A 16,485-nucleotide genomic window follows, 5' to 3' on the forward strand; every position below is an offset into this window, starting at 1 on the left:
TGAAAGCCCGCTAATGTCCAGCGGGCTTTTTTAGTCTCTAGCTGACAGAACGATAGTTGCGGTTGGCATTGGTACTTAGCATGCCATCCAGCAAATCATTGTCATCTTCATAGACATAAAATTCTTCAGCGCCTTTGCCCAAGGTTTCACAATAAGCGACACAATCGCGTCCTGCACGCTTGGCGCGATAGAGTGCCATATAGGCGTTTTTCATCGTTTTTACTGTGTCTGGCGATGAGGCTTCGAGCGGGGCACATCCTATTGAAACTGTCAGAGGCAGCATAGGTTCCGTCAAGTTTGTCTGGCTATGAAGCCGTGCATTGCGGCGAATTGCTGTGGCGCGGAGAACAGCATCCCGGATAGGGACATTGTACATGGCTACTGCAAATTCCCCGCCGCCATAGCGGCAGAGCAAATCGGCGGGTTCCAGACTTTTGCGGATTGATTTGGCGATATCCACCAGTATTTTGTCACCCACATCATGATCAAACTGATCGTTGAAACACTTGAAGTGGTCGATGTCGATGATCATGACGGTGATGGGGCAAGTCTTGTGTTGTTGGCTTTTAAGAAATTTGCCCAGACTTTCAAAAAAGGCGAAGCGGTTGTTCAACCCGGTCAGAGAATCTGTTCTTGCCAGCTGCATTAAATGCCTTTCCATGATGCGCCGTTTTGCGTCAGCTTGCTCCTGGAAGTAAGAACTCACCGTTATCAGGAAAAAAATAAAGAAAAACATAAACATATTTATTGTCAGCATCAGGCTGGACGAAGCTTTTTCGTTAAACATGGTGAATTGTATATGTGCAGCGAATGCGCAAAAAATAAAGGCCGCAAAAATCTGTGCCCGGGATATTTTCCCCGCAACATTGTTCAGCAAAAGGATTCTGACCACTCCTCGGTTGGCATGTTTAAAGCAAAGGGATAGCCCAACCCCTGCAGCGAGCAAAGCAGTCAGGAACGACATATTGCCGTAGAAGTTTTCGATGTGGTAGGCGTAACCGACAAAGCTGGCAAGAATGATCACAAATGAAAGGAATGCCAGCAGTTGGGAAAGGTAGTAGCGACGGAAACTGTCCAACATCATGGCAATGCCAAGCACTAGTCCAGTGCCGGCGGTATTGGCACCCATATTAATGTTATGTCCGGTTATTTCATGGTGGGCAAGGGTCTGGGAAAATGGTGTCAGGTATTCAAAATAGGCAGTGCCCCAGTAGCTGTCGGAAAGGCGGAGAATACAAACAGCAATGGCCAGTGTAGTGAATGAGCGGGCGTAGTAAAGATGTCCCCATTTCGAGGTAAAACAGGCAAACCCAAGGGAAATGAAAACCAGTGCCGTCATCGGGTGTGTGGCAGGGCCACCTTCAAACGGGCGGTAAAGGCGTTCAATATCCAGGTTGTAACCGACAAGCGCCAGCCAGCCGATGAGCAGTGTCGCGGTTGAAGGCCAGAGGGATATTTTCAGAGCTAGCGCCACCGCACTGTGCTTTTTCCTCGTGGATATCATGGGTTCGCCTTTTGGCAGGGTTTACTATTAAATCTAGTTGTTGAGACGGTTTTTTCCATTTCAAGAAGGTGGCTAACGTCATAAAAATGGAGAGTTTTTTGTTGATTGCAGGCGAAGGCCAACGACGTCAGGATGTGCAGAAAATTATGTGGGAGTCAGGGAGAAACACCTGTTCCAAAACAAACAGTTGACTGGAACAGGCGTGTAGAAAAGGCGTTAGCTGCGCTGAGCGATCAGGTAATTCAGTGCACCGCGAATGGCGGCAACTTGCGCATCATTACATTCTTCATCGGTGACTTTCGGACTGTCTGGGTACACTTCGGTTGTGGTGCCGTACTGACAATCCGTAAAACCGCTGCAAAGGCCAAGCGACTTGGTTGCGTAATTAATCACACCTTCCTGTTCAACCGGCGAGCCAATGATATTACCGCTTTCATCTGCCGGGGCAATATGGGTCACTTTACGCACTTCATTGATGATCGCGGTTTGGAACTCGGTGTTTGGCATATCGGTATCGCCAACCAGATAGAAGCCATCCGGTACGATATCTTCTTCATAATCTTTGCCGTCACGCGCTGCCAGCGCAGGGCGGAACTCAGATTCATCAGTGTCTGTGGTTTCGTGCAAATCAATGTGGGCAAAGATGTCCACACCCAGACCTTTTACCCATGCCATCACATTGGCGGCTTCTTCAGACGGGCTGTTTTCGGTGAATGAGCGGTTTGGATCGACCGTATAAGGGTTCCAGCGGTTAATGGTTTCATAACCCCAAGGGCTGACACAGGGCGCAACCATAAAGTTGAATTCCGCCGTGAAAGCTTCTGCTTCGGTATCCAGAAATTTCAGGGCGCCGTGAACACCGCTTGTCTCGTAACCATGCACACCACCAGTGATCAGAATGGTCGGCTTCTTTGGGTTAAAGTCACGGCTGCGGATGCCGAACTGCGGGTAACGGGCCGGGTTGAAGGAAAGCGCACCGTACTGGACTACCTCAAAGCGACCACGCAACGCATCAATCTTGGTGAGTACATCTTCTTTGTAACTGCGTTTAACGCTGGTGGTTGCAAGCCATGCTGACTTTTCTTCATCACCCCAAGGAGTGCCTGGGGTGCCGATTGGGAAGTTGGACGATGTCATCGTATTTCCTTTTTGATTTTATTTTGGTGAACGCGAAGAGAGTAACACACCTTTTTCCGCTGTGAAGCGGATGAAAGCAAACTGTGATTGCGTCTTTGTCAGGAAAAATAAATTTGGCGAATATCTCAACATTTTTCAGTGGGATAAAAATAGATAGTGAAAAAATTCTCAACATTAAGTCACCCTTAAGCCTTTCTTAAGACTCGCTGATTAGCCTGTTTATATCGAGGACACCAACAGGACCCAGCGGATGAGTAATATCAGTCAAAAGGAACGGTTTGTTATTGTGGCAGAAGGGCATCCCCTTCGAAGTGAGGTCGAGCGCATCGTCACTGAGCGCTACAACCAGGCCTTCAATGCCAACGTTGATGAATTCATGCCGAACTTTTCCTGCCTGCTGGGTGAGGAAGGGGAGATTCTATCTGTGTGTGGATTCCGTGCTGCTGGTGCTTCCTCCCTTTTCTTGGAGCAATACCTCGATCAGCCGGCAGAGACACTGATCTCTGAGCATTTCCAACAGCCTGTGCCGCGCGATTCCATCATTGAATTCGGTCAGCTGGCCTCTTTTTCCCGCGGTGTTTCGCTACAGCATTTCTCTTTTCTTTCCCACTATCTGGTGGAACAGGGTTACCGCTGGTGCATTTTTACTGCCACAGGCCCGCTGTATGCCTTGATGCGCCGGTTCGGTCTGTCTCCTGAAGCGCTGGTGCCTGCTGATGCTACCCGAATTGAAAACGCAGAACGGATTTGGGGGAACTACTACTGCCACAAACCAAAAGTTTCTGCGGGTGATTTGGTCAAAGGTGCAGAGCAGCTTTTGGTGCGCCAACAACCTACGCAAAGTGATGACATCAACGCGGCTGTTAGCGGAGGAACCCATGGTTAATCTGCTGGAAAAACTGAAAAACCATGCCACTCAGCAACCGGATAAAACGGCGTTGATCGGCCGCGAAGCAAACGGTGAGCAAGTGACAGTCAGCTACGCCGAATTATGGCGAGATGTACAGGTGCTTGGTGATGTTTTGCGTGGCTGGGAGGCAAGTTGTCTGGCATTGATGGCTGAAAATGGCATTGCCTGGGCCAAGGTTGATCTGGCGGCTCTGCTTGCCGGTGTCACTGTAATACCTGTCCCAACCTTCTTTTCCGCTGTGCAAATCGAGCACCTGCTTGAGACAGCCCATGTCGATGTGTTGGTGGGGAACTGGCAGCACCTCCGAGGTGCACCGGATACGGGGTTGGCCGGGCTGCCTTGCTACTTCAATGCATTCGAAAAAAGCGCGGACAGCGGCGGATTTTGTTCTGATGCATTGGCAAAAATCACGTTTACTTCCGGTTCAACCGGCGCGCCAAAAGGCGTAAAGCTGAGTGCCGGGTTGATTGATGCCGTTACCCAATCGCTCGCGGATGCAGTCTCACAGGAAAACCGCCCTGAACGTCATTTGGTGGCACTGCCGCTCTCTACATTGCTGGAAAATATCACGGGTATATATGTGCCTTTGTACCTCGGCCTCGAAACCGTTGTGGTTGAAGGCTATGAAATAGGTCTTCGAGGTTCGAGCAGTTTTAGCGCCGAGCAATTTGCCCATGCCATGGTGCGCTACCAGCCGGAAAGCCTTGTTATTACGCCCATGTTCCTGATGGCATTGGTCTCCCTGGGGACACAAAACCCTGAAACGGTGGCATCGCTGAAGTTTATTGCGGTTGGGGGCGCTAAGGTGCCGGCAGCGCTGTTGACCCGGGCTGAGCAACTGGGTTTGCCAGTCTACGAAGGTTATGGCCTGTCAGAATGCGGTTCCGTGGTGAGTTTCAATTCACCCAAAAGCAGACGCGCGGGCAGCGTTGGCAAACCACTCCCGCACTGTGGTATTTCCCTTTCAAGTGAAGGCGAAATCCTGGTCTCTGGTGCGACCATGCTGGGGTATATCGGCGAGGAACCGCAAGGTGACAAAGCCATAGGCACCGGCGATTTAGGACGGTTCGACAAAGACGGTTATCTCTACGTTACCGGACGCAAGAAGAATCTGTTGATCACCGCATTCGGCCGCAATGTGAGTCCTGAATGGATTGAAGCCGAGGCGATGGCATTTCCTCACCTGCACCAAATGGTGGTGATGGGGGATGGCTGTGCTGTGCTTTCTGCCGTGGTTTCAACCAATAACCAGCCTCTTGCGCTGGCAGAAATTGCCCAACTGAACGCACTTCTGCCGGACTACGCCGCGATTGGACATGTGGTGTTCACCTCACCATTTCATTTGCAAAGTGGCTTGCTGACGCCAAACGGCCGCCCGAAACGAACCCGCTTTGCAGACCAGTTTTCCAAACATATCCCTGCGAACTCTCGAATTTACAGCCAGCGCAAATCAATCACATTCAGTGTCGATAGCGCTGCAACTGCCACTGCACAAGGATGACAGACCATGACTGACGCTCTCTTTTTCTCAACGCTGCAAGCACAAACCCAGGACGCGAGAAACGCGATGTTGTCTGCGCCGATATTTGAAGCTTGTCGTCGTGGACAGGTAGATCTTAATACGTACACCGCCTTTCTCGTGCAGGCCTATCACCACGTCAAACACACAGTGCCGCTCTTGATGGCCTGCGGCGCACGCCTGCCGGAGAAATATGAATGGCTGCGTCAGGACATTGGCGAATACATCGAAGAAGAGAAAGGGCACCACGAATGGATACTCAACGACCTCAACAAGTGTGGATTTGATGCCGGACAGGCACGCCACAATGTGGGCGAAGGTGCAGTTGGCTTACCGATTGAGATGATGGTGGCGTATCTGTACCACCAGATCGACCGTAAAAATCCCATGGCCTTTTTCGGCATGGTTTGGGTGCTGGAAGGCACCAGTGTTTCCGTTGGTGGTGACATGGCGAAGCTGGTCAAACACCTGTTGGGATTACCCGACGCAGCAATGAGCTATCTCACTTCTCACAGCACGCTGGATGTTGAGCATATCGGCTTCTTTGAATCCCTGATGAATAAAATTACCGACCCGGCTGACCAGAAGGCGATTGTCGATGGTGCCAACCGTGTGTTTGCCCTGTATGGACAGATGCTTCGCGATCTGCCTGTATTGTCGGCCTCTCAGGCGGCGTAGGAGGAAATATGGAACTGAAAGGAAAGCGGGTTTTACTGACGGGTGCAACCGGCGGGATTGGCAGGGAGATTGCCAAAGCACTGGCAGCGCAAGGCGCGGAGCTGGTGTTGGTTGGCCGCAGCGCCAATGACCTCAATACGTTGGTTTCATCGCTGCCAAACGGCGCGTTTCACCAAGGCGTGGCCGCAGACATTGCCAGCATTGAAGGATTGGAGCGTATCCAGCGCTTGTGCTGGTCGATGAAGTCGTCAGGCAGGCCAGTCGATGTATTGATAAACAACGCAGGGTGCAACACTTTCCGCTACCTGCAAGAGCGGGAGCCTGGGTCACTGAGACAGGAAATTGATGTCAATCTCGTCGCGCCGATCCTTCTGAGCCAACAAGCGCTGCACTGGCTGAGCGAGAAGGGGGTTGTTCTCAATGTGGGGTCGACATTTGGTGCTATCGGCTTCCCCGGCTACGCCAATTACTGTGCTTCTAAGGCCGGTCTTCAGCGCTTCAGTGAAGCATTGAACCGGGAAGTGAGCGGCACAGGAAAGCGTGTGCAGTACTTTGCGCCCCGTGCGACCAACACATCGCTGAATGACGATCGCGTCATGGAGATGAACCAGAAACTGGGAAACAAAACTGACGATGCTGACCGTGTTGCGGTTCAAATCGTTGAAGCGTTGAAAAGCGGTGCGCCGGTTACCTGGCTGGGCTGGCCGGAAAAAGTGTTCGTACGACTGAACCAGATTTTTCCGTCGCTGGTGGGGTTCTTCATCCGGCAGCAGCACCAAACTATCACGGAATATGCTTCCAAACCGACTGCAAATCCAAAAATATAAATCTTGAGGGAACGACCATGAAAACTTTACATTCAACTCTGCTGGTATCCGTACTTTCCGTGTTTGCTGCGTTAGTGACACTGACTGCAAAGGCTGACGAAACCCTCAAAAATGTGCAGGGAGCCTGGGCAAAATGTCAGTACGACACCTTTAATAAAGATAACAAAATCAGCTGTCTGAATTCGCTGATTGCGGAAACCCAGCAAGCCATCGCCAACGACCCGTCACGCAATGACCTGAAAGTCTGGCTGGCGATCAATAAAAGCTCCCTGGCTGGGCTTGAAGGTGGCTTGGGTGCACTTTCTATGGTGGAAGAAGCCCGTGACTTGCTGGTGGATGTGATTAAAGTACAACCACAGGTTCTTGAGGGTTCTGCGTTCACCAGTCTCGGCACCCTCTATTATCGGGTCCCGGGGTGGCCGATTGGATTTGGGGATGACGATGAAGCAGAGGCCATGTTGCAAAAAGCACTGGCGCTCAATCCCGATGGTATCGATCCAAATTTCTTTTACGGTGACTTTTTAGCCAGTCAGGGAAAGAAAACAGAAGCGATTGCCTATCTCAAACGCGCACAACAGGCTTCCCCGCGGGAAGGGCGCGAGCTTGCCGATAAGGGCAGACAAACAGAAATTATGCGAAAACTTGAGGAGCTACAGTAAGTAATGCGCCTGCTATTGGTTGAAGATGATCAAATGCTTGGGGAATCCATGGTGGCGTCTTTGAGCCGCCATGGATACACGGTTGATTGGGTACAGCAGGGAATGGGTGTGGAGCTGTTGGTAAAAACGGAAAGCTTCACGGCCATGATCCTGGATTTAACGCTGCCTGATACCGACGGGATTGAAGTGCTCAAAAAAGTGCGTCAGGCCAAGCTTTCCTTGCCAGTGATGATACTGACTGCCCGCGATGACATTGAAGACAGGGTGGAAGGTCTGGACGGTGGCGCCGACGATTACATGGTGAAGCCCTTTGCGCTTGAAGAATTGCTAGCACGCCTTCGGGTGATGATCCGCCGCATTTCCGGTTTCACCGATACCAATATTGAACTGCACGGTGTGACAGTGTCACTTTCTAGTCAGCAGGTTGAAGTCAATGGCGATGCTCTCAAGCTTACGCCCAAAGAATTTAAGTTGCTCTCTACCCTGATGACGAACGCTGGCCGGGTGATGAGTAAAGACCAGTTGCAGCAAACCTTGCACGGCTGGGATGACGTTGCGAGTGACAATGCTATTGAGGTTCACATTCATAATCTGCGGAAGAAAATGGGGGGAAACCTGATCAAAAACATCCGGGGTGTGGGGTATATCATTGAGCGCTGAACCCCTCTTTTCTATCAAGCGCAAGCTGATTTCGATGTCGGCGGTGCTTAGCTCCATTCTGGTGCTGGGTTCCTTGTTCTATGTTTACAAAGAAACCCGCCACGAGATAAATGAAGTGTATGACGCCCGGTTAGGGCAGTCAGCCAAAACACTGGCTCTTGCGCTGATGAGCTGGGGAGATGCGCCGCTTGATTCGCTCAATGATACTTACCGGCAGTGGCTGACCCTGATTGAACGGTCTGCCGTCAGCGACGATTCACCCACACCAATGGGACACCCCTACGAGCAAAACCTGCTGTTTCAGTATTTGGTTGGTGGCAAGGTGCTTGTAAAAAGCCCGAATGCACCGGATACCTTTATTGGAGAGCCGGATTACAGCGGTTTCAGCATCAAGCTGGTGGACGGTCACAAGTGGCGGACATTCCAGATGCCGCTGAAAACGGTGTCACAGCAGCAAACCGGTACGGTTCTGGTGGCAGAAAGGGTCGGTATCCGCAATGAGCTTATCGACGAAGTCTCACTTTCTATCGGCTTGCCGCAACTTATCCTGATCCCCATTCTGATTTTGTTGATCATTGTGCTGATAAACCGCTCTTTTCGGCCGATTTCAGAGTTGCGCGCCGTGATTGCCGACCGCAGCATTAACAATCTTGAGCGCGTTGTAGTCTCGCACCCAACAACTGAACTCGACCCGCTGGTTAACCAGCTTAATTTCCTGTTCGCCGAAGTTGAGAATGCGTGGCGTCGTGAAAAAAGGCTGATCCGGACGGCTGCCCACGAACTCAAAACTCCCCTTGCTGTGCTCCGGCTCGATACTGAAAATGCGCTGATGACACTCGATGAAAGCCAGCGGCAGGATGATTTGAAGCGGATTCTCGCAGGCATTGAACGGACAGACAGGGTGATCCAACAGTTGCTGATGTTGTCGCGGGTAGAGCAGCAAAAAAGCATTATGCTCACCCCCTTGGATGCCGTGGAAATCGCGAGGGAAAGCATTGCTAACCTGGTGCCAATGGCGCTGAAAAACAAACAGACAATTTCCCTTTCCGGTGAAGATTCGGTAGCAGTGAATGGGCATCAGGTCATGTTGCCTATCTTGATGACTAACCTGATTGATAACGCCATCCGCTATGCGGGAGAAGGTGCGCAAATCGATGTGGAAGTCACTCGCGTAAGCGAAGGGAAGGTGTTGCTGACGGTGACTGATTCCGGCGAAGCAATGCGTGAAGAAGTCCGCAGCCGTCTGTTTGAAAAGTTCTACCGTGGCAATTCCGAGAAAGGGGACGGCGCAGGTCTGGGAATGTCGATAGTGAAAGACATTGCTGATTTGCACGGCGCAACCATTGTGGTGGAGGCGCCGGTGGAAAATGACAAAGGCAACCGCTTCAGTGTCCAGTTTCCTTTGGCCTGAAACGGTTAGCCCGAGGGCGGGACTAGCTGTTTTCTGCCAGAAACGCCTCCAGCCTGTCAGCCAGCCAGATGGTCAATGCACCTGTATGGCCGTCCATTGCGGTGATTTGACCGTAAGGCTGCCATTGCATCGCATCGGAATGGCGAAGTACCTGCAGAGTACCACTTCGCAGATATTTCCTGAGTAGCAGTGACGGCACGTTTGACCATCCTGAACCATCCAAAACGGCGTCTCGCAAATGCTCGTAAAAAGGCAGAGCAATGTAGTGGGGTGAGATGGGGTCAAGTGCTTTCAGGCCTTCATCATCCACATAGGCCAGCGTAATTTCCGTGTATCGTTCAAGGTCAGCACGCTGGATCCGCTGTAACCTTGCCAGTGGATGATCTTTGTTGACCACCGACATCATCCGCACCTGCCCGAGTTTTTTCGATTTGATGCGCCCAAATGCCCGCGTTTCGGGTAAGAGGCCGAACGCGACATCCACCATGTTTTCATCCACCATCTCGTAAAGCTCCGGTGGCGGAGCAACGTAAAGTGAAACGCTTGAATCCGGAAAAAGTTGGCGGATTTCCCGCATGATTGTGCGCCAGAACGATTCCGGCAACGCATCATCCCGGCCGATCCGCAGCGCAGATTCGATACCACTTTCAAACTGACGGCACTTGGCTTCAACGTCATAAGCTGCCTGCAAAAGGCGCTCGCAATCGTCGTGCACCATCCTACCAACGTCTGTCAGTGCAACGCTGTTTCCGGAGCGTTTAAGTAACTGAACCCCAAGGTTATCTTCCAGTGCGCTAATCGCTGCGCTTACCGTAGTGCGGCTTTTGCTCAGCTCTCTGGCTGCCCCTGCAATGGAGCCTTCTTCCACGGCGGTCAGGAACATTTCTATTTGGCTGCTTCGCATTGTCTGTATGCAACTCCATCAATCCCGGTGGAAATGATTCTACACCTAAACAAATTGATTTAAATACCAGCGACAGGAATTTCGTCGCTCAGCGGCTCGATAACCTGCTATCAACCCGATATTGTGTTCTCAAAGCGCGATGGATACGCGCAACAGTCAAATTTTTTGTCACTTGTGGGGATTTATGTCGTGTGAATATGCGAAAGAACGTAACTTACTGAAATTTTCTACCTTTGCTTGTTTTTGTTTTGCTGCATTGGGGATTGGCCTGGGTTTATGGGCGGGTTCCATGGTTATCGTTTTTGATGGCGCCTACTCGCTGGTAGGTTTAGCGCTCTCTCTGATGGCTCTTGCTGCTTCCACTTACATTCGCAAGCCTTCAGGAAAAAACGGTAAGCCAGTTTCTGCGCAAAAAGCGGCAGTTATTGAGTCACTGGTGGTTTTAATTAAAGGTCTTGTCGTCGCGGTTGTGTGCGTGGTGTCTTTGACCTCAGCAATTGATGCGCTGTTTGAAGGCGGTCGAGAAGTGAATGCTGGTTTTGCACTGGTGTTTGGTGTGGTGAACGTTGCCGGTTGTTTGGCGACGTACTTTGCCGTCAGCAAGCATTCGGGTAAACGTCCATCAGCTATCCTGAAAGCGGAATCAAGCCAATGGTTGATGGACACAGTGATCAGTGCTGCAGTGCTGGTTGGCTTCCTGGTAGCAACGGTATTGATGATGACCGACTTTTCTGAATACGCTGTGTATGCAGACCCAGTGATGGTTATCCTGGCCTCGGTTTACTTTGCTACTGTGCCGGTGAAAATGATCAGTGAGTCTGTGTCTAAACTGGTAAAGCTTTATCAGGCAGACAATGAAAAGGTGCGTGGTGGCCGTGGCATTCTGGCTTGAGCGCTAACCATCTCCAAAACTCAAAAGAGCAGCTAAGGCTGCTCTTTTTTCGATCACTCTTTCTTCGATCTTAGGCTGGTCAATTTCGTGCTGCCGCCGCGGTATCTATCTGATACAGTGAGGTTTCGCCAAAACTGAAGGGAATTGATGAATATGGATAGCCTGAAGCTAAAAGTGCCACCGGTTGTTGTTGCGTTTATCGCGGTGATGTTGATGAAGGCAGTGGCACTTATCACGCCGGGAAGTGCATTTTTGGCCACGTTACCGACGGCAATTCCTTATCTCATTGTAATTCTAGGCTTTGTGGTGGCAATCAGTGGTGTAGTCGAGTTTCGTCGTCATAAAACAACCGTGAACCCTATGCTGAAAACGGAAGCGACAGCGATGGTTGACAGTGGTATCTATGGATACACCCGCAACCCTATGTATCTGGGGATGTTGATTGCGCTATTGGCAGGGATGTTTTACTGGTCCAACTTTTACACCCTTCTCATCTGTCCGCTTTTTGTGCTTTACATGAACCGATTCCAAATTGAACCGGAAGAGGCATACCTGCAGGAAAAATTCCCTCACGCTTTTGCTGACTATCAATCCCGTGTAAGGCGTTGGCTTTAAGTCTGACAGCTTTTTGCCTGGTAACACTTAGCCACCTGTACTTATCGGTAAGGGCAATATTAGGCTGGCGAACTAAGCAAAAAATGATACTGTATATAAAAACAGTTCATGGTAAAACGCATGCTTACTTCGCTGGCTATTGCCAACTACCGTTCCATTCTCTCCGTGACGATTGCCCTTGGTCCGTTGAATTTAATCACCGGCCCCAATGGCAGTGGAAAATCCAACCTCTATAAAGCGCTGCGACTTCTGGCGCAAACCGCATCAGGCGGTGTTATCCATTCCCTGGCTGATGAAGGTGGCCTGCATTCTACTTTCTGGGCGGGGCCGGAAGAAATTACTGGGGCAATGCGGCGCGGCGAGGCGGAGATTCAAGGTGGGCCACGCAAAGATGTGGTACGCCTCAAGCTGGGTTTTGCCAGCGAAACCTTTGGCTATACCATTTCTCTCGGCTTACCTGAGCCACAACAATCCGCGTTTTGTTTTGACCCTGAAATCAAACGGGAATGCATATTCAATGGTCCTTACTACAGACCAGCCAGTGCGCTGGTGGACAGGAAGGGCAACGTAGTGAAAATCCGTTCTGGCCGACAGTGGGAAGTGGTTTCCCAGCATGTGCCTAGTTACGACAGTATGTTTGATGCCCATGCAGATCCAAGCGCGGCAGCGGAAGTCTTTCATGTCAGGGAAATGATCCGCAGCTGGCGTTTTTACGATCACTTCCGTACTGATTCAGATGCGCCTGCCCGCAAACCCCAGCTGGGTACCCGCACCCCGGTATTACACCACGATGGCCGAGATTTGGCGGCCGCGCTTCAGACCATTATTGAAATTGGTGACAAAGAGGCATTGGATCGGGCAATAGAAGACGCTTTTCCGGGATGCCACCTTCGCATTGTCACAGGGAATGATGGCCGCTTTTCGATTCAGTTTCACCAGAAAGGGTTGCTCAGACCATTGACCGGCGCGGAGCTGTCAGACGGAACCTTACGGTTTATTCTTTGGGTGGCGGCACTACTTACGCCACGCCCGCCAGCACTGATGGTGCTGAACGAACCGGAAACCAGCCTGCACCCCGATTTGCTCCCCGCACTGGCGCGCCTGATAGGACATGCCTGCCAGCACTCACAAGTATGGGTTATCTCCCATGCCAACCGGTTAATCAATGCACTGAACCAGCATCCGGAATGCCACACTATTGAGCTGGAAAAGGTTCTGGGGCAAACCGAAGTGATGGGGCAGGACATGTTAAGTACACCAACTTGGTACTGGCCGGACTAGCGTTTGGTTTCTGTACAGATAATCTGCGTTACTTCACATAAATAAGAATATGATTGCAATAAAACTCCTTTCATTTCATTGATAAACAGCAGAACGCAAAGAAAATGCCTAATAAGGTATGCAATGTTGTATGTAATGTTAAAAGTTTGTATCTATAATTAACAGTCGTGGAAGCGTGGTACAGAAATCCGGGGAGGATACGCGAAGGAAGTTCGTATTGGATTTCGTACCCAACTGAACAAGGATAGGATAATGCGGATACCGTTTATCATTAAGATCTTGTTTCCAATTTTGCTGCTGATGGGCTTGATGGCAAGTCCGGTGCTTTATGCGTTTTAGCTTTAATGGACACATACACGAATGAAACAGCCACCTTTACGGTGGCTGTTTTTTTATGCTTCTGAGGCTTCCAGTGCGTTAGGTTTGTCGAGGGCCCGGAAGGCCACAGCAACTTTGAACGCGGCGGGCACAAAGTAAAACGACAGCAAAGTGGTGAGTAGAGTGCCACCTGCAATGGCAATGGCGAAAGGAGGCCAGAAACCACCGCCTGCCAGTATCAGCGGCAGGAAACCACCAATGGTTGTGATTGTGGTGGAAGTAATGTGTCGGCCACACTCGCTAACCGCTTCAACGATAGCAGCCCTGTCACCTCTTTTCGCATCAGGATTGGATTTGATCTCTGCAAGGATAACGATGGCAGCATTGATTGCCAGCCCCACCAAGCCAAGCAGGCCGATGATGACGGTGAAGCCAAAGGGATAGCCAAACAGCCACACCGAGAGTAAACCGAGCCCTGCAGCCTGAAAGCCCACCATAAAAATGATGGCGCTGAGACGGAATGAATTAAACGACACCACCACAACCGCCACCAACAGGGTAAAGACAATGGTCAGGTTGGCCAGTAGCTGATCCACCGAGTCGTTGCGCTCGGCCGATTCACCACCAAATTCCAGTCGGTAACCTGGTGGAAGATGAATGTCTGCCTGTTCCAGTTTGGCTGAAAACGCATTCAATGCCGTTTGTGGCAATACACCGGCAGTGAGGTAACCCTCAATAACATTGACGCGCTCACCGTTTCGCCTTGGAATTGCGCCACGGCTCGCTTCGATGCGTAAATCAGCAATTGCAGACAATGGTAGGTCAGCAGAGCCCTGTGCGCCGGGATTGGGCAGCCTAAGTTTATTGAGTTGGTTCAGCTCTGCACGTTCGTTGTCAGCCACGCGAACCCGCACCGGAATAGATTCGGTTTCCTCAACCAGGCTTCCCTGCACCATGCCACTCATGGAGGCATTCAGTAAACGGGCAATATCGCTCAGCGACATGCCAGTCAGTTGGCTCGCCTCTTCATTCACCACCACCGAAATTTTCGGCATACCTGGCTGCAGGGTTTCCCGTGTATTGATGACGTTCGGTGTGGTCGCCATTAATAGCCGGATTTCACTGCTCAGATCGCGGAGAGTATCCAGGTTTGGCCCATAAACACGCACTTCAAGCGGCGCATTGAATGGCGGGCCCTGCTCGAGTTTGCGTACCAGAATTTGCGCTTCAGGCATGTTGTCAGACAAGGTCTCCTGCAATTGCGGGATAATACGGTTTGCCGCATCGAAATCCTGAACCTTGACCAATGCCTGGGCAAAATTTGGCGCGCCGCGCTGTCTTCCCATCATGTTGTAATAGAAAGAAGGGAAATTTTCGCCAAACACTCAGCCAACCTGTTCAACCTCTTCGATTTTGGACAGGTATCCATCCACTTCATTGGCGGCTGCCTGTGTTGCCTCCATGCTGGCCTGTGGTGCCATGAAAACCTGGATTTCAAACATGTCACGGTCAGAGGGTGGGAAAAACTGCTCAGTCAGTTGCCCGGCAGACCAGAATCCGGTTAGCGGTAACGCAAAAACAATGGGTATAGCAAGCCAGGGTGCCCTGACGGCACCGGATACGGTTGTGCGGAAAAGTTTGCTAAGCCACGGAAGTGAAATACCCGCCTGATACCAGTGTCGGTTTGGCTGCCCTGCGGGCAACCAGCGTGCAGCGAAACCTGAAACCAGAAGGTGCGATACCAGATAGGAGCCAACCAATGAGAAGCTCACGGTAATGGCGATTGCACCCACGAATTCTCCTGCAGGGCCGGGCATCAGGAATATTGGCGCAAACGCCAGGATTGTTGTCAGGGTTGAACCCAGCAGCGGAAGCCAAAGGTGCTCGATAGCATTCACAGCGGCTTTCAGGCGCTGCACGCCTTGTTGCCGATAATGTTGGATGGTGTCCACCATGACGATAGCGTTATCGACCATGATACCGAGTGACACAATCAGGCCGGTGACCGACATCTGGTTAATCGGCAGGCCGACAAAGCTCATCATCCCCAGCGTAAAAGCGGATGCGATGGGTAATGACAATGCAACCAAAATGGCAGAGCGGGCACCTAGCGTGATAAACAAAACCGCAAGAACCAACCCAAAGCCGAGTAGCAGACTATCGACCAGATCTGACAGGCGTACTTCGGTGTATCCAGCTTGCTGGAAAATAGGGTTTAGCTGAATATTGTCCGGCAGCTCTGTACGAAAACTGTCGAGCAGGTCGTTGGCAGATTCTGTCCATGCATCTACCCGAATATCGCCCTGCATTCTTGCAGAAATGAGAACCGCAGGTTTGCCATTGATAAATGCCAGGCTGCTGGCGGGCGTCACCTGACTGCGTTTAATAGTCGCGATATCTTCCAATCGCACCAGATACCCGTTCGCATCGACAGAAACTGGCACCCGTTTCACGCGGTCTATGGAGTCTAGCTCGCCAGCGACTTCCACCTGAAAACGGTTTTTGTCATTGTGCAGCTCACCGGCCGCATTCTTGGCATCTGCACCATTGATCGCATTGGAAAGCGACAACGCTGACTGCCCGAGCAAACCGGATGCAGCCACATCAAGGGTGACTAATATTTCCTCTTCCGGCTCTCCATGAGTTTCTACAAATTCTGTGCCGTGCAGGTTTCGCCAGCGTTTAGCAAGCTCTTTTGCATAGCGGCCGAGGACGAGCAGATCGGGCTCACTGTCACCTTGCCACTGAAGCGCAGAGATATAAGTAAAAGCATTGGAATGGTCGTTATCAAACTTTGGCGGCAATGCTTCCTGTGGCAGCGATGACTCTGTTTCACCAAGCTTATCGCGGATTTTTGACCACACAGATTCGGTGTCTGAAAGGGAATCGTTCAGCTCAACGGTGATCACTGAAATACCGGGACGGGATTGGGATTCAATCAGGGCAATTTCATCCAGCGAGCGCAGTGCAGTTTCCAGCTCTTCAGTAACCAGAGCCTCAACACGCTCCGGGCTGGCTCCGGGATAGGCGGTAGTAATCGTCGCCCATCGGTTGATCAGTGGCGGGTCTTCCGCCCGGGGCACGGTCGACAGTGCAGACAAGCCTGCAACCAGGATCAGCATGGTAAACAGCACCAGAAGGCGGGTATTTTTCAGCAGCTTTTCCATGCC

At 51.1% G+C, this 16,485-nt stretch carries 13 protein-coding genes and 1 pseudogene; 10 read left to right on the top strand and 4 right to left on the bottom strand.

What is annotated here, in order from left to right; translation table 11 throughout:
* Positions 1-37: 37 nt before the first annotated feature.
* On the bottom strand, positions 38-1,504 hold the full coding sequence (locus KU854_RS00720) for a GGDEF domain-containing protein (RefSeq protein WP_218356585.1): 1,467 nt from the start codon (positions 1,502-1,504) through the stop codon (positions 38-40).
* Positions 1,505-1,720: 216 nt separating this feature from the next.
* Positions 1,721-2,641, bottom strand: coding sequence for a M14 family metallopeptidase (locus tag KU854_RS00725; protein WP_218356586.1), 921 nt, complete (start codon positions 2,639-2,641; stop codon positions 1,721-1,723).
* A gap of 250 nt (positions 2,642-2,891) precedes the next feature.
* Here KU854_RS00725 and KU854_RS00730 point away from each other — a divergent pair, with 250 nt between their 5' ends.
* Genes KU854_RS00730 through KU854_RS00760 form a run of 7 tightly spaced genes read left to right on the top strand, consistent with a single transcriptional unit; the run spans position 2,892 to position 9,305 of the window.
* Positions 2,892-3,527 (top strand): thermostable hemolysin, encoded by a 636-nt coding sequence (locus KU854_RS00730; RefSeq protein ID WP_218356587.1) that lies wholly within the window; start codon positions 2,892-2,894, stop codon positions 3,525-3,527.
* Complete coding sequence (locus KU854_RS00735) at positions 3,520-5,052, top strand: AMP-binding protein (protein WP_218356588.1); 1,533 nt, start codon at positions 3,520-3,522, stop codon at positions 5,050-5,052. Before KU854_RS00730 ends, KU854_RS00735 begins: the two co-directional genes overlap by 8 nt.
* A gap of 6 nt (positions 5,053-5,058) precedes the next feature.
* Entirely contained in the window at positions 5,059-5,748 is a 690-nt protein-coding gene (locus KU854_RS00740; protein WP_218356589.1) for a TenA family transcriptional regulator, read from the top strand.
* A gap of 8 nt (positions 5,749-5,756) precedes the next feature.
* Positions 5,757-6,575 (top strand): SDR family oxidoreductase, encoded by an 819-nt coding sequence (locus KU854_RS00745; protein WP_218356590.1) that lies wholly within the window; start codon positions 5,757-5,759, stop codon positions 6,573-6,575.
* Between the two features lie 17 nt (positions 6,576-6,592).
* Positions 6,593-7,234 (top strand): tetratricopeptide repeat protein, encoded by a 642-nt coding sequence (locus KU854_RS00750; RefSeq protein WP_218356591.1) that lies wholly within the window; start codon positions 6,593-6,595, stop codon positions 7,232-7,234.
* Positions 7,235-7,237: 3 nt separating this feature from the next.
* Positions 7,238-7,894, top strand: a complete 657-nt coding sequence (locus tag KU854_RS00755; RefSeq protein ID WP_218356592.1) for a response regulator — start codon at positions 7,238-7,240, stop codon at positions 7,892-7,894.
* Positions 7,884-9,305 carry a sensor histidine kinase gene (locus KU854_RS00760; protein ID WP_255555316.1) on the top strand — a complete coding sequence of 474 codons (1,422 nt, stop codon included), beginning with the start codon at positions 7,884-7,886 and terminating at the stop codon, positions 9,303-9,305. The genes KU854_RS00755 and KU854_RS00760 overlap by 11 nt, the downstream gene beginning before the upstream one ends.
* Before the next feature lie 22 nt (positions 9,306-9,327).
* Here the strand turns inward: KU854_RS00760 and KU854_RS00765 are convergent, their stop codons facing one another.
* The gene (locus tag KU854_RS00765; protein WP_218356593.1) at positions 9,328-10,209 is read right to left on the bottom strand and encodes a LysR family transcriptional regulator; all 882 of its coding nucleotides are present in this window, start codon (positions 10,207-10,209) and stop codon (positions 9,328-9,330) included.
* Between the two features lie 184 nt (positions 10,210-10,393).
* On the opposite strand from KU854_RS00765, the gene KU854_RS00770 reads away from it, so the two are divergent.
* The 3 genes from KU854_RS00770 (at position 10,394) to KU854_RS00780 (ending at position 12,997) form a co-directional block, all read left to right on the top strand.
* On the top strand, positions 10,394-11,101 hold the full coding sequence (locus tag KU854_RS00770) for a cation efflux transmembrane domain-containing protein (RefSeq protein ID WP_218356594.1): 708 nt from the start codon (positions 10,394-10,396) through the stop codon (positions 11,099-11,101).
* 153 nt (positions 11,102-11,254) lie between these two features.
* Positions 11,255-11,716, top strand: coding sequence for a methyltransferase family protein (locus tag KU854_RS00775; protein ID WP_054780465.1), 462 nt, complete (start codon positions 11,255-11,257; stop codon positions 11,714-11,716).
* 120 nt (positions 11,717-11,836) lie between these two features.
* Positions 11,837-12,997 (top strand): AAA family ATPase, encoded by a 1,161-nt coding sequence (locus KU854_RS00780; RefSeq protein ID WP_218356595.1) that lies wholly within the window; start codon positions 11,837-11,839, stop codon positions 12,995-12,997.
* Positions 12,998-13,389: 392 nt separating this feature from the next.
* On the opposite strand, the pseudogene KU854_RS00785 reads toward KU854_RS00780, so the two are convergent.
* Positions 13,390-16,482 (bottom strand): annotated as a pseudogene (locus KU854_RS00785) (efflux RND transporter permease subunit).
* Positions 16,483-16,485: the final 3 nt, after the last annotated feature.

Origin of the sequence: Enterovibrio paralichthyis, assembly GCF_019209835.1 — a bacterium.
In the GTDB taxonomy this organism is placed as follows: domain Bacteria; phylum Pseudomonadota; class Gammaproteobacteria; order Enterobacterales; family Vibrionaceae; genus Enterovibrio; species Enterovibrio paralichthyis.

What these genes read in the sequence shown, in the direction of transcription:
- KU854_RS00720 (WP_218356585.1), bottom strand. Translation starts at nt 1,504, where the DNA reads ATGATATCCACGAGGAAAAAGCACAGTGCGGTGGCGCTAGCTCTGAAA.
- KU854_RS00725 (WP_218356586.1), bottom strand. Translation starts at nt 2,641, where the DNA reads ATGACATCGTCCAACTTCCCAATCGGCACCCCAGGCACTCCTTGGGGT.
- KU854_RS00730 (WP_218356587.1), top strand. Translation starts at nt 2,892, where the DNA reads ATGAGTAATATCAGTCAAAAGGAACGGTTTGTTATTGTGGCAGAAGGG.
- KU854_RS00735 (WP_218356588.1), top strand. Translation starts at nt 3,520, where the DNA reads ATGGTTAATCTGCTGGAAAAACTGAAAAACCATGCCACTCAGCAACCG.
- KU854_RS00740 (WP_218356589.1), top strand. Translation starts at nt 5,059, where the DNA reads ATGACTGACGCTCTCTTTTTCTCAACGCTGCAAGCACAAACCCAGGAC.
- KU854_RS00745 (WP_218356590.1), top strand. Translation starts at nt 5,757, where the DNA reads ATGGAACTGAAAGGAAAGCGGGTTTTACTGACGGGTGCAACCGGCGGG.
- KU854_RS00750 (WP_218356591.1), top strand. Translation starts at nt 6,593, where the DNA reads ATGAAAACTTTACATTCAACTCTGCTGGTATCCGTACTTTCCGTGTTT.
- KU854_RS00755 (WP_218356592.1), top strand. Translation starts at nt 7,238, where the DNA reads ATGCGCCTGCTATTGGTTGAAGATGATCAAATGCTTGGGGAATCCATG.
- KU854_RS00765 (WP_218356593.1), bottom strand. Translation starts at nt 10,209, where the DNA reads ATGCGAAGCAGCCAAATAGAAATGTTCCTGACCGCCGTGGAAGAAGGC.
- KU854_RS00770 (WP_218356594.1), top strand. Translation starts at nt 10,394, where the DNA reads ATGTCGTGTGAATATGCGAAAGAACGTAACTTACTGAAATTTTCTACC.
- KU854_RS00775 (WP_054780465.1), top strand. Translation starts at nt 11,255, where the DNA reads ATGGATAGCCTGAAGCTAAAAGTGCCACCGGTTGTTGTTGCGTTTATC.
- KU854_RS00780 (WP_218356595.1), top strand. Translation starts at nt 11,837, where the DNA reads ATGCTTACTTCGCTGGCTATTGCCAACTACCGTTCCATTCTCTCCGTG.